The sequence below is a fragment of the Halomonas sp. AOP43-D1-4 genome, assembly GCF_052446175.1.
GTDB classification, from domain to species: Bacteria; Pseudomonadota; Gammaproteobacteria; order Pseudomonadales; family Halomonadaceae; genus Vreelandella; species Vreelandella citrativorans.
In genome coordinates this window covers 23,529-36,584 of record NZ_JBQSVY010000013.1, presented here as the reverse complement: position 1 = coordinate 36,584, position 13,056 = coordinate 23,529, and the positions used below count along the sequence as shown (strand labels likewise).

General features: G+C 54.2%; 14 protein-coding genes. 4 read left to right on the top strand and 10 right to left on the bottom strand.

Features of this window, described 5'->3' with window-relative positions; genetic code table 11:
* Positions 1 to 79 precede the first annotated feature (79 nt).
* Complete coding sequence (locus ACT3RQ_RS14275; protein ID WP_193056998.1) at positions 80 to 1,111, bottom strand: CNNM domain-containing protein; 1,032 nt, start codon at positions 1,109 to 1,111, stop codon at positions 80 to 82.
* Positions 1,112 to 1,587: 476 nt separating this feature from the next.
* Between ACT3RQ_RS14275 and ACT3RQ_RS14270 the strand changes: the two genes are divergently transcribed.
* Positions 1,588 to 1,725 (top strand): hypothetical protein, encoded by a 138-nt coding sequence (locus ACT3RQ_RS14270; protein ID WP_172117478.1) that lies wholly within the window; start codon positions 1,588 to 1,590, stop codon positions 1,723 to 1,725.
* Between the two features lie 98 nt (positions 1,726 to 1,823).
* Here the strand turns inward: ACT3RQ_RS14270 and ACT3RQ_RS14265 are convergent, their stop codons facing one another.
* From ACT3RQ_RS14265 to ACT3RQ_RS14225, 9 genes are all read right to left on the bottom strand, one after another.
* Positions 1,824 to 2,291, bottom strand: a complete 468-nt coding sequence (locus ACT3RQ_RS14265; protein ID WP_193054445.1) for an S-ribosylhomocysteine lyase — start codon at positions 2,289 to 2,291, stop codon at positions 1,824 to 1,826.
* Positions 2,292 to 2,339: 48 nt separating this feature from the next.
* A complete protein-coding gene (locus ACT3RQ_RS14260) occupies positions 2,340 to 2,687 on the bottom strand; it encodes a putative quinol monooxygenase (protein WP_444680719.1) in 348 nt (115 codons plus the stop codon).
* A gap of 46 nt (positions 2,688 to 2,733) precedes the next feature.
* The gene (locus ACT3RQ_RS14255) at positions 2,734 to 3,426 is read right to left on the bottom strand and encodes a haloacid dehalogenase type II (RefSeq protein ID WP_193054443.1); all 693 of its coding nucleotides are present in this window, start codon (positions 3,424 to 3,426) and stop codon (positions 2,734 to 2,736) included.
* Between the two features lie 118 nt (positions 3,427 to 3,544).
* Positions 3,545 to 4,978 (bottom strand): aspartate aminotransferase family protein, encoded by a 1,434-nt coding sequence (locus ACT3RQ_RS14250; RefSeq protein ID WP_444631456.1) that lies wholly within the window; start codon positions 4,976 to 4,978, stop codon positions 3,545 to 3,547.
* Positions 4,979 to 5,163: 185 nt separating this feature from the next.
* Complete coding sequence (locus ACT3RQ_RS14245) at positions 5,164 to 6,660, bottom strand: NAD-dependent succinate-semialdehyde dehydrogenase (protein WP_172117475.1); 1,497 nt, start codon at positions 6,658 to 6,660, stop codon at positions 5,164 to 5,166.
* Positions 6,661 to 6,880: 220 nt separating this feature from the next.
* Positions 6,881 to 7,357, bottom strand: a complete 477-nt coding sequence (locus ACT3RQ_RS14240; RefSeq protein ID WP_193057172.1) for an Lrp/AsnC family transcriptional regulator — start codon at positions 7,355 to 7,357, stop codon at positions 6,881 to 6,883.
* Between the two features lie 8 nt (positions 7,358 to 7,365).
* Positions 7,366 to 8,382, bottom strand: a complete 1,017-nt coding sequence (doeB, locus tag ACT3RQ_RS14235) for a N(2)-acetyl-L-2,4-diaminobutanoate deacetylase DoeB (protein WP_444680718.1) — start codon at positions 8,380 to 8,382, stop codon at positions 7,366 to 7,368.
* Positions 8,383 to 8,430: 48 nt separating this feature from the next.
* Positions 8,431 to 9,630 carry an ectoine hydrolase DoeA gene (gene doeA, locus ACT3RQ_RS14230; protein WP_444680717.1) on the bottom strand — a complete coding sequence of 400 codons (1,200 nt, stop codon included), beginning with the start codon at positions 9,628 to 9,630 and terminating at the stop codon, positions 8,431 to 8,433.
* 163 nt (positions 9,631 to 9,793) lie between these two features.
* A complete protein-coding gene (locus ACT3RQ_RS14225; protein WP_444639025.1) occupies positions 9,794 to 9,961 on the bottom strand; it encodes a hypothetical protein in 168 nt (55 codons plus the stop codon).
* Positions 9,962 to 10,065: 104 nt separating this feature from the next.
* Here ACT3RQ_RS14225 and ACT3RQ_RS14220 point away from each other — a divergent pair, with 104 nt between their 5' ends.
* The 3 genes from ACT3RQ_RS14220 to ACT3RQ_RS14210 all read left to right on the top strand — a co-directional run bounded on the left by ACT3RQ_RS14220 (position 10,066) and on the right by ACT3RQ_RS14210 (position 12,894).
* Entirely contained in the window at positions 10,066 to 11,001 is a 936-nt protein-coding gene (locus tag ACT3RQ_RS14220) for a 2-hydroxyacid dehydrogenase (protein WP_444639026.1), read from the top strand.
* Positions 11,002 to 11,256: 255 nt separating this feature from the next.
* Positions 11,257 to 11,952, top strand: a complete 696-nt coding sequence (locus ACT3RQ_RS14215) for a hypothetical protein (RefSeq protein WP_444680716.1) — start codon at positions 11,257 to 11,259, stop codon at positions 11,950 to 11,952.
* Between the two features lie 15 nt (positions 11,953 to 11,967).
* Positions 11,968 to 12,894 (top strand): lysine exporter LysO family protein, encoded by a 927-nt coding sequence (locus tag ACT3RQ_RS14210; protein WP_444680715.1) that lies wholly within the window; start codon positions 11,968 to 11,970, stop codon positions 12,892 to 12,894.
* Positions 12,895 to 13,056: the final 162 nt, after the last annotated feature.

Genomic DNA, 13,056 nt, shown 5'->3' with positions numbered 1-13,056 from the left:
CGAATATTCACCCGTGCTATTGGCTGACGTTCAAAGGACAGCTCCCGTCACTTTTGAAGTACCCTTTCGCACGGCTAGCCTAAGCGCTAGCATTGGGGTCTTTATGCTTTACACGTGTCAGCCAGCGCTGCTTGGCGTGATGCCTTAAATTAGCCACGCTGTCAGTCTCATCAATGATGTCCTGACCCAGGATGGTTTCAATAATATCTTCAAGCGTAATAAGGCCTACAAAGGTGCCATGCTCGTCATACACAACGCGCATGTGCAGATGGTCCTTGAGCATTGAAGCAAAAACCTGCTCTACATTGTGCGCAATATCGACACTGCCAATGGGGTGCATAAGCTCGCGCATGGTTTTGGCGTCATCGGCGTGATATGTATCGGATTTATGCACATAGCCAAAGGCCATTTCACCGTTATCCATAACGGGAAAGCGCGTAAAGGATGTCTTACCGTACTGCTGATCAAATGTTTTGACGTCCATGTTAGGGGGCACTGTCACGCATACCGTTCTTGGCGTCATGGCCTGGCTTACGGCAATGTCATGCAAGTTAAGCATATTGATGATGGTGCGCGACTCGTCGGCATCCAACACCTTTTCCTCAAGCCCTACGCGCGCCAGCACTTTGATCTCATCACGTAGATCAACATCATGCTCTGACGTGCCCAGCCGACGCGTAATCTGCTCCGACATCCAGATAAAGGGCAGTAACCCCACTATCATCGGCTTTAGTAAACGCGGCAAAAGTGGTGCCAGCCCGCGCCAATAAGTGGCGCCAATCGTCTTGGGAATAATTTCAGACAGCACCAGAATCAGCATTGTCATGACAGCAGACACAATGGCAATGGAGGCTTCGCCGAATACCACTGCCGCTTGCGCGCCCACTGCCGTTGCACCAACGGTATGCGCAATTGTATTAAGCGTCAGTATCGCCGCCAAAGGCCGGTCAATGCTGGTCTTAAGCTGATTAAGCGAGGCATGCAGCTTGGGTTTCTCTTCTTTTAGCCTGGCAATATAGCTGGGCGTAATAGAGAGTAAAGCCGCTTCAAGAATAGAACACAAAAAAGACAGTGCGATGGAAAGCGTGGCAATCGTGATGAGAAGGAACATGAGAACCTGAGGTGGTGAGTATAAGTGTTTATAGGAGCAATCTAGATGTCTGTCAATAGACCTCTGTACGCCTTTTCAGGCATGGATAGCGCTCCCTGCTGGCTCAATTTCCTCCTCTCTATAGCTGGTACTTGTCATCTTCGTTACGCAGTTAGACGGTATAAAGGGTAAGCATCACCGCATGTTTTGTGATGAACTGGAAGTCAGCAGCGCCGAACATCAACAGCTTTGGCACTCATTAGCGGCAAGGGGATAGCCGTCAGGGACATTTTTGTCGCGTACGTGCGAACGAAGAAGTCTGGTTAGAGGCGACGTATGTGCCTATACGAAATTTTCGAAGCCATGTGACGTAAATCCTGAAAGTAGCGAATGATGCCACCCAGCATCATCAAGAATCTCAACGGCAAAAGGCCGTGGCTAAAGGCGCTCAATGACTCAATGGCCGTCATACCCTTCAAGGGGAAATACTCAAAGCCATGCAACAGGTCATTCAACAAAGCAAAGCCGGTCAATCCAGGGTTAGCGAAATTGATGCGATTGTGAACAAGATTCTCCACGACGCTCAGGACGTCGCCCGCTCTATTGAGCAACTGGCCGCTGATACGCGGTTATAAGAAACACTCAAACAAAAACGCCTCCGTGAAGAAGGCGTTCTTGTTTTCTCTGCAGCGGCGTCAAACGACGGTCTTAAAAACGGTTTGAAAAGGCCATTTTATGCAAACACTTGCGTCCATTCGCCACGCTTGGCAAGCAGGTCACGGGCGAGCTTCTGGGCGCCTTCCAGGCTGTGGCTCGCGGCCCAGCCGCACTGCATTTCGTTACAGGCAGGCACTTCAGTGGCCACCAGAACGTCGTTCAGCGTTTGCTCAATGATGGTTAACACGTCGTCGTAGTTATCGTGATTGATCATCGCAATATAAAAGCCGGTTTGGCAGCCCATCGGGCTGATATCGACCACTTTATCGGTATGATTACGCGATAGTTCAGCCATCAAGTGCTCAAGAGAATGCAGCGCTGGCATCTCCATGTGCTCTTTGTTTGGCTGGCAGATACGCAGATCATATTTATGAATCTGGTCGCCGTTCTGGCCCTGTTTGATATCAGCAAGACGTACATAAGGCGCTTTAACCTTGGTATGGTCCAGGTTAAAGCTTTCAACGTTCATTTTTTTTTCGGTCATGGTTGCTCCGCGTTTATCGGTGTCGTGGACCCATTCTACACGCTGGGGTTATACCTTGGGGGCATCAAAATTCCACGGTTCATCGGTATACACGCATACGTTGGCATCTTCGATATCGCCATCCGGTGATTCAACGTGCTTGGCAAAGAAGTCCTGGATCTCTTTACGCTGACAATGTGCTTCAAACTCCTCACGGCTCGCCCAGATTTCATGGAATACAATCGGGTAACTGGTGCCTTGAGCGAAGGGATTATCGATCTGGCGGGTCACCGTGTAGTGAATGCAGGCATCTTCCCGGTGTGTGTTTGGCTCCAGCGCCTGAAGCGCTTTGAACACCGCTTCTTCTTTGCCTGGTTTGGGTTTGAAGCCAGCAATACAGTAAATTTTCTCTGACATGATCGCGTCCTGATATATGAATCGTACGTCATTATGCGGCTTGTTCTTATCGGTTAACAACCTGGCAAATAATACGCTCGGCCAAGGCCTCCAGGTCAGGCACCGTCATATCAGGCTCAATGCCCCAAGGATCAAAGGGCGCATCGGAATGACGCCGCACCCAGGCACTTCGCAGCCCGGCATGGGTTGCACCAATCACATCAAAGGCGTTGCTTGAAATTAACCAGGTATGCTCAGGGCGCGCTTCCAGCTGTGAGCGAAGATAGCTATATACCGCCGGGTCTGGCTTAAAGCGCTTGATATCATCCACGCTGATCACCGCATCCATGTGGCTTTCTACACCGGCACGTACCAGCAACTGAGTTACCGCCTCCGTCGTGCCATTGGAAAACGCCACGCAACGAATGCCCGCATCACGCAACTGATCAAGCGCATCCACCACATCCGGGAAGGCTGGAAGCTCTGCATATACATCCATGAGGTGGTCGTGGTCATTGTCAGAAAGACCTGCTTGCAGCGCGCGGCTGGTAAACACCAGGGCTTCTCTCGTGCATTCTGAAAAAGGCACATAAGCGCCCATTAAGGCATGCCGAAAGCTGTACTCAAGTTGCTTTTCCCGCCAGCGCTTGGCAAATTCTTCTGCGTTGGAGGCATCGTTAAGTCGCCGTTCGAGTTCCGCCGTAACGCCTTGGGTATCAATCAGCGTGCCATATACATCGAAAGCCAATACCGGTTGCATAGCCACTCCTAACGTATCCGTTCACCGTCACTGTATTTAGTAGCATAGCTTCCCACCCCAAAAACAAAAACGCCGCTGCATAAGTAAGCAGCGGCGTTACCAGATCAGCGTCTTTTCATTAAATCGTCAACGCAGCTTCCTGATGGCCCGCTTTTAAATCGCCTGAGCGGGTAAGTTCATCGGTTACCCGGTCAATGGCGCGCTTGGCACGGCCAATCACGTCATCAACTTCTGAGCGGTTAATGGTCAGCGGAGGCGCAAAACCTAAAATGTCGCCTTGGGGCATGGCGCGAGCAATCAGGTTCTCTTCCATGGCGGCGGCGGCCACTCGCGGTCCTACTTTGAGGGCGGGGTCAAAGTGCAGGCGCTGCTTGGCATCCGGTGAGAACTCAAGCGCAGCCATTAAGCCAACACCGCGTACATCCCCCAAGAGCGGATGGCCTTCAAACGTGGCCTTAAGCTGCGCCTGGAAGTAGGCACCGGTTTCAGCCGCGTTGCCCACCAGATTTTCACGCTCGATGATATCCAGGTTGGCAATACCGGCGGCACAGCCCAGCGCGTGGCCAGAGTAGGTCCAACCGTGACCGATTGGGCCAAACTCACCCGTGCCCTGCTCAAGCACTTGCCATACTTTTTCACCCACAATCACGCCAGAAAGCGGCTGATAGGCGCTGGTCAGGCCTTTGGCAATCGTGACCAGGTCCGGCTTCATGTTGTAATGGTGGCTACCAAAATCAGAGCCGGTACGCCCAAAGCCACATACCACTTCATCGGCAATCAACAGTACATCGTACTTGGCCAATACCGCCTGAATCGCATCCCAGTAACCTTCGGGCGGCGGCACAATACCGCCTGTGCCCAATACCGGCTCGCCGATAAACGCCGCCACCGTATCCGGGCCTTCTTCGAGGATCATCGCTTCCAGCTTGTCGGCACAGAAGGAGGAAAATTCAAGCTCCGTCATGCCATGCTGCTCGGCGGCACGCAGGTAGTAGTGCGGCGCTTCAGTATGACGAATGGTATCAATCGGCAGGTCAAAGTGGTCATGAAACGCCTTAAGGCCGGTCAAGGAACCAGAAGCAATGCCCGAACCATGGTAGCCACGCATACGCGAGATGACTTTTTTCTTCTGCGGGCGGCCGAGTACGTTGTTGTAGTAACGCACAATTTTCAGCTGGGTTTCATTAGCGTCACTGCCCGACATGCCGTAGTAGACCTTGGACATGTTCATGCCAGCGATTTTCAGAATACGCTCAGAAAGCGCGATCTGCGGCTCGTTCGAGTGGCCGACATAGGTGTGGTAGTAAGAGAGCTCCATCGCCTGCTTGTAAATGGCTTCGGCAATTTCCGTGCGGCCATAACCGATATTAACGCAGTAAAGCCCGGCAAAGCCGTCGATAAATTCGCGGCCATCCTTATCGACAATATTGATACCTTTACCGCCGGTAATCACACGGCCCGGCGCATCGCCATGGGCGAAGTCACGCAGGTGGGTAGAGGCGTGAAAAGTGACTTTGCGGTCGCGTTCGATCAGATCCTGATGTTGGCTCATAACGTTCTCTCTGTACGATAAACCTCCCCGATCAGCGGGAAGGAATTTGAAATATTGCGGGCTTCACGGCTGGTTAGTCACACGCGAACACGCTGTAAACCCATCCCTAGGCGCTCGGCTTTTTCATCCCTGAAAAAGACGGTTCGCTTAGCGCCTAACTAGCCTCTACTGCGAAACTATCTACTCTAGCTCCCTGATACAGACCCCAGCGCGCCTAAGCAGTAATACTTGGTTTCGAGATACTCGTCGATACCGGTGGCGCCGCCCTCACGGCCAAGGCCAGACTGCTTCACGCCGCCAAAGGGCACCGGTGGGCCGGTCATCTTGACGGAGTTTACACTGACCATGCCGTACTCCAGCGCACGCATCAGCTTCCAGATCCGGCGAATATCATGGGTATACACATAGGCCGCCAAGCCATACTCGGTATCGTTGGCAAGCTCAATAACCTCTTCGTCGCTCGAATAAGCGGTAATCCCGGCCACCGGGGCAAAGTTCTCTTCCCGCCAGACTTTCATTTGTGGCGTTACGCCTGTTAGCAACACCGGCATAAAGAAGTTTTCGCCCGGCGCTTGGTTCTGGTCTCCCATCACCAGCGTGGCGCCCCGAGAAATCGCGTCATCGACAATCGAGGCGGCCTTCTCTACGGCCTGGCGGTGAATCAGCGGGCCAAGATCTATCTCGCCCTGCAAACCATTGCCGACGGTTAATGCCGCCATGCGCTCGGTAAACTGTTCAACAAAGGCGTCATGAATGGATTCGTGCACCAGAATCCGGTTGGCCGCCAAACAGTCCTGCCCCGCCGTTTGAAACTTGGCGTCTACCGCCGCGTAAGCCGCCTCTTTGGGGTCCATATCCGGCCCAACGATAAACGGCGCATTACCGCCCAACTCCAGTGAAAGGCGCTTAACGGTTCCCGCACTTTGCTCCATTAACAGGCGACCAACGCGGGTGGAGCCGGTAAACGACAGCGCCCGGATGCGTGGCTCGCTGCACAGTATTTTAGAAACCTCGGCAGGCTCACCCAAGACAACGTTAAAGATACCGTCCGGTATGCCTGCCCGCTCGGCTAATTCTGCCAGCGCCAGCGCTGAAAAAGGCGTTTCATTGGCCGGTTTCACAATCACCGGGCAGCCAGCAGCCAGCGCGGCCGCCGCTTTACGGGTAATCATTGCCAGCGGAAAATTCCACGGCGTAATCATCGCGGCAATACCAACAGGCTCTTTAATAGTGCCCAGCGAGGCATTAGGAATATGGCTGGGGATCGTTTCCCCGTAAGTGCGCTTACCCTCTTCCGCAAACCAACGCACGAAACTTGCTCCGTACTCTACTTCGCCCCGCGCATCGGGCAGCGGTTTGCCCTGCTCCAGGGTCATGATGGTCGCCAGGTCTTCGCGGTTGGCCTGAATCAAATCGTACCAGGCCAGCAAGCGCTCGCAGCGTTCATCGACACGCAGTGCGCGCCAGTGAACAAAGGCTGCCTCAGCGGCATCCACCGCCGCGGTAATCTGCTCGGCCTCAAGCAGAGGAATATGCCCGATCGCTTCGTTGGTTGCCGGGTCATACACCGCTTCTTCACGGCCACCTTCCCCATGCGTCCACTTGCCATTCACATAAGCGTACTGGCGAAACAGGCGCGGATCTTCTAGCCGTTTAACCAGCGTGGTCGATAGTGTGGTCATGGGCACCTCCCCTGGTTGAAGCCATTAACCGGCGACAAACCGTTGCACGTTGACGATTGAAAAGACCGGCTTTTGGTCGATCCTTTCGATGTGCCTAGCGTAAGGGAGAAGACGCACGAAGTGTTTTTGAAAACCAGGGCTTATCGTGCGACTTTTTTTGTCTATGGACGTTTAGCAGCGTGTTTTTTTGGAGGGAACGCGTGAGGGCCAAGAAACGCCGTTAAAGAACGTTGTCAACATCAATGCCCATCGGTTGACGCTTAACCGTTTTGGTCACGATATAGGTGAAGTAACGCTCAATGCCCGCTTCGGACACCAGCCATTTATCCATGAGCCGCTGGTAGCTATCAATTGTGCGGGCTTCAAACTTCACCAGATAATCAACCCCACCGCCGACGGCGACACATTCGGTGACCTCTGGCGTATCCATGACCAAAGCTTCAAAGCGCGCAAAGCTTGCGGCGTTGTGGGCTGTAAGCTCAATTTGCACCCACACAGGGTTGCGCGGCACCAGTACATCGGCATTGATGCGTGCGGTATAGCCCTGAATGACCCCGGCTTTTTCTAGGCGTTTAACCCGCTCCCAGCAGGGGCTGACCGAGAGGTTAATCGCCTCGGCCAGTTTGGACTTGGTGATCCGCCCATCACGGGAAAGGATATCGAGAATTTTAAGATCAAAACGGTCGAGTTTTATCATGCCTTGGGCTATGCCTCCAGGCGGTCGACGACATCGGCAATCACCGCAATGGTGTCCCCCATATTGACCAGGGCCGGGGCGCGCCGGGCCATCAAAATGCCATCGCGTTCGGCGCGGTAAGCAACCGGCTCGCTACCGGTACGGGTCATATCGTACACGTAAGCCAACACCTGCCCTTTGGTCACGGTATCGCCCAGCGCCACGCAAAGCTCAAGTACGCCGGAGTGCTGGCTCTGTACGTAGCAGCTGGCGTCAGGCATATCGAGATAGACCTGGCCGCCTTGCGGCATATCCACCTCGCCCTCTAGCAGGCCGTAATGGGTCAGAAAGTTACGTACGCCGCGCTCGGTAATCGCCATACTTTGCGGCGTGGAGGTGCCACCACCGCCAAGCTCTGTGGCCACAAACACCTTGCCTTGGCGCTCGCAGGCAGTATCGAAGAGTTTTTCGGCATCCAGCTCAAACATCACCATGGCGTAAGGCGCACCAAACGCTTTGGCGCCTTCCAGCGCGGCCTGTTGCTGGGCTTTGTCATCCAGCACATGAGAAGCACCAAACGGCAGAATATCCAGCGTGCGGCCCCCGGAGTGTAGGTCCAGTACCACATCACTCATGGGCACCAAAACGCGGGTAAAGTAGTCGGCAATTTGCAGCGTTACGCTGCCGTTGGGGTCACCGGGGAAACTGCGGTTAAGGTTGCCCTTATCCATCGGCGATGTCCGCTTGCCAGCCATAACGGCGGGCGTATTCATGCACGGCACAATAATCACCCGCCCACTGACGTCCTCTGCAGTGAGCGTATTGGCTAGCTTGAGCAGCGAAGTAATCCCCTCGTATTCGTCGCCATGGTTGCCCCCGGTTAATAGCGCCGTGGGGCCTTCGCCATTTTTCACCACGGTAATCGGGATCATTACCGCCCCCCAGGCCGAGATATCGGTGGAGATGGGCAGCTTTAAAAAACCGTGCTGCACGCCGTCAGCATCAAAGTCGACAGTCGCGGAAATCGGGCTTGGTCGCAGGGTCATAACGACTCCTTAATCAGTTATAACGGCTTATTTTTTAACGACTTATCATCATTTAACAAATAACTGCCGTGGAAAGTTGGCCAGCGTCTCGCAGCCTGTTTCAGTAATCAGGATGCTTTCGGTAATTTCCAGCCCCCAATCCTCCACCCAAAGCCCAGGCATAAAATGAAAGGTCATACCGGGTTGCAGGATGGTCTCATCCGAAGGACGCAAACTCATGGTGCGCTCGCCCCAGTCCGGTGGGTACGAAATACCGATAGGGTAACCGCAGCGTGCGCCACCGCGGTCAAAACCGTATTTATCCATCGCCGCCCCCAGCGCCATGGCGATATCCGCCGTTCTATTTCCCGGCTTAGCAACGTCCAGGCCGTTTTCGATACCTTCCAGAAGGGCTGATTCAGCGCGAATAAAGTCGGTCGGCGGTCGTCCCAGAAATACGGTGCGCGACATGGGCGCGTGATAGCGCTTGAATACTCCGGCAATCTCAAAGAACGTGCCCTCGCCTTCACGAAACGGCGTATCGTCCCAGGTCAAATGTGGAGCAGCGGCATCTTTACCGGTTGGCAGCATGGGGACAATGGCAGGGTAATCGCCGCCATACACTTTCCCATTTTCATCGAAAAAGCCTTCTATCCCCACTCGGTAGATTTCCGAGACCAGCTTACTCTTGGGAAGCCCTGGCTCAATGACTTCCAGAATACGCGAGTGCATGCCTTCAACAATCTTGCCGGCAATGCGCATATAGGCGATTTCCTGAGGCGACTTGATTGCCCGGCACCAGTTCACCAGCGCATTGGCGTCGATAAAGCGCGCGTGGGGCAGCTCGCGTAGCAGACTCTGGTAGGCTTTGGCGGTGAAATAGTAGTTATCCATCTCCATACCCACTACGCCGGTATGCCAGCCGCGATCAGGCAAGATCGACTGCGCCAGATAATCCATCGGGTGCATATCCGGATTTTGAACGTAGTAATCCGGATAATAAGTAATATTAACTGGGTCAATCCAACAGGTGCGCAGCGCGCCGTTAGCGTCCATACGACGCCCAAACCATACCGGCTCGCCTTCCAGGCCAACCAGTACACATTGGTGGACGTAGAATGACCAGCCGTCGTAGCCGGTCAGCCATGCCATATTCGACGGATCACTGACGATCAATACATCAATGCCGCGGCCGGCCATTTCAGCACGCACCTTCCACAAGCGCTGTGCATACTCTTCACGCGTGAAGGGCAGGAAAACCTGAGTCATCGGGCAACTCACCATCAAAGATCACCAAGAACCGGTGCGCGTTTTTTACGCCAAGCAACGGGGCACAAGGGCGACCAGGCTACCGCCATGGAAGGCTTGCCAATGTCGTCTTAGCCCGATACTAGCACCACCCCGTGGTTGCGGGTCAAAGCCTTTATTTAACTCATGTTGCCGGCTCTCTTAACCGGCCACGCAAAAGCTTCAGCACCGCGCGCTCACCGGGGCCAATCAACGGCTTATTTTCAAGTTTGTTTTCAACCAACTGCCGAAAATTCTCCCATGTACGGCCACCCCGGTAGCTCTCCACCACAAGGAGATCAATGTAGGCCAAACGCCTCGTTCTATCGTGACGCGTTATGACTTGCAGCGTGCAGACAACCTCCCCATGATAAATAAATAGAGTGAGAAACACCCATTCACCACGCAGGAGCCGAAATGAAGATTGTTGTGCACACCGATGATGCCACTCAATGGCGCGATGCCCTTTCCAAAGCGCTTCCTAACGCAACGGTCGTGACCAGCGACGCTCCCGAAGAGACACGACAAGATGCTGACTATCTTGCGGTATGGAAAGCCCCTGCGTATCTCTTGAAAGAGCAGACTCGGCTTAAAGGCATCATCAACCTGGGCGCAGGAGTAGATTACTTACTCGGCACGCCAGGGCTGCCCGCCAATATTCCCATCGTGAAGCTGCGCGATGCGGGCATGAGCGAGCCAATGGCCGACTACGTACTGTATGGCGTCTTACATTTTTACCGCAGTATGGACCGTTACACCGCTCAGCAAGCCAACGCTGAATGGCAGCCGCAACGCTTGGCAGATAAAGCTGATTGGCCAGTAGGTGTACTCGGCCTCGGCGCTATCGGCGCGCACGTTGCCAGCGCCTTGCAGCAAGCGGGATTTCCGGTGCTGGGCTGGAGTCGTTCACCCAAAACCATCACAGGTGTACAGTCCCTACATGGTGAGGAAGGACTGGACGAGCTTCTTGGCCAAGTGCAGAGCGTGGTGACTATCCTGCCCGACACCCCCGCCACGCACGGTATTCTCAACGCCCAGCGGCTCGCTAAACTGCCCAAGGGCGCCAGCGTGATCAACCCAGGCCGAGGCAGCTTGATTGATGAACAGGCGCTTCTTGAGGCACTGGGTGATAACGCTACGCCAGGCCACTTGCGCGGCGCGTTGTTGGATGTTTTTTGTGAAGAGCCGCTGCCCGCTAAAAACCCCTTATGGCAGCACCCCCGCGTCATCGTCACCCCCCACATGGCAGCGCCCACCCCGGTGAACGATGCGATTGACCAGGTCATTGCCTACCTGCATGCCTTTGAGGCGGGTGAAGACCTGCCTACGGTTAACCCCACACAAGGATACTAAGTCCGTTAAAACCAGCATGGGCGCCTCTGCCTACACGCAGCGGGAGGCGCTTCTTTCATAGTGATACACCGACCGCATCACGTGCGCATCAAATGTTAAGATACCCACTAAAGGCGCTCGAAATATATGCCAGGCCATGGAAATGCATGACAGATATGCAAGCAGGCCTTTGAACCCAAGACGGCTCAGCTTATTGGGTTTATTTGCAAACAGCGCTAGCTAGCAGGGACCGCTTGCTCATTAAGGAGAATCAGGATGCGACTCGCCCGTTTAAATGTTGTATCGGCTTGTATACTACTGGGCACCGCTTGGCTATTACTCAGCGCTGTACCGGTCAATGCAAGCGAAGAAGCCGCCAGCAATCTTGCAGACATAGTGCCATTTAAAGCGCAATACCGGCTGGAAACCCGCAACTGGCCCAGTGCAACGATTACCCATACGCTCAGCCAGGAAGGCCAGCATTGGCTAAGCGATATGCGCTTTTCATTGGCCATAGTCAGCGGCCAGGAGTACAGCCGCTTTTCAGTGGGTGAGGACGCCGTCCGTTCACTGCTTTTTAGCAGCAGCTACTCGCTTCTTGGCGTAGGCGACAGCTACCGGTTAACCGATAGCGATATTGCGGCGCTTGATCGTCAAGCCGCGCTGGTTGATCTCTCTCGGCGTGCAGGCCATGAAACATGTACACAAAGCGCACCCTGTGATCTCGATTTTGTTGACCACCGCGGCCGAGATGAGCACCTCCAGTACTACGCCACACCAGGCACGCACATCGTCAACGTGCCCGCTGGTGAGTTTGAGGTGCGGCAGGTCATTTTGACGGATATCGAAAAGCCCGACCGCCATCTGGAAATCAACTTTCACCCAGACTGGCCCGGCCTGGTTGTCTCGGCGGAGTATCAAAAAGAGGGTCGCCGCCAAACCCACATTAGGCTTACTCAATTTAACCCTTAAGGCGCCACACCCTACATGCTGTCTGGATTATTGATTGTTCTTCTGCCTCTGATAGTGGGCTATTTATTACGCATTCGCTCTACTTACCTCCAGCAATTGATCAACCGTGCCGTTAGCGGCTCGGTTTATCTTATTTTGCTCTTCATGGGGGTAAGTCTTGCCGGGCTTGAAAATCTAACCAGCCAGCTTTCGCGGCTGGGGGGCAATGCCTTGCTGCTGTTTAGTATTACCACGGCGTTTAACCTGGCCGCTTTATGGTGGCTGTCTCGCCGGGTAGCCCTACAAACGGGGGATTCACCTGTCGTTAAAAACGCACCGACCAGTAAGCTGGCCGCCATGCAAGGCTCGTTACTCTTGCTGGCCGTAGTGGCGGTCGGCGTTATTACAGGCCTGCTGCTGGGCCCAAGGCTAGGTGATACGCTTTTTACCGCCGCAGACCTGTTAGCGGAATGGGTGCTTTACGCGTTGCTAGTGCTGATCGGCTGTCAGCTACGCAACTCCGGCATGCCGCTTAAGCAAATTCTGCTCAACCGGTTAGGACTTGCGATTGCGATAACGCTGGCCGTTAGCTCGCTACTGGCGGGATTGGCTGCCGCCCCCTTGCTCTCTCTTAGCTGGAATGAAGGGCTCGCCATAGCGTCAGGCTTCGGCTGGTACTCGCTGTCGGCCATTTTAATTGGTGACCAGCTAGGGCCGCTAATGGGCGGCGTGGCATTTTTTAACGACCTTTCCCGGGAACTCCTGGCGTTTATTTTGATTCCGCTAGTGATCCACCGCCACACCGCCCTTGCCATTGGCTATGGCGGTGCCACATCAATGGACTTTACTCTACCTGTGATTCAACAGCACGGCGGCGTCGCCTGCGTGCCCATCGCGGTGGTTAGCGGATTTATTCTTTCGCTGCTCTCGCCCCCTTTGATACTGTTTTTTCTCTCGCTTTGACGCTTTATTGCACGCTACAAAAACGCTGTGAGCTACCCCCCCCACACAGCGTTTTAAAACTACTCCCGTTTAATACGTGCTGTAGCTCTCCAGCTTGCTGTTTAGGTGCATACGAACGTTAGCGCTGCGGTCATCAAGGGAGTGCTGAATGCCATCGGTGTC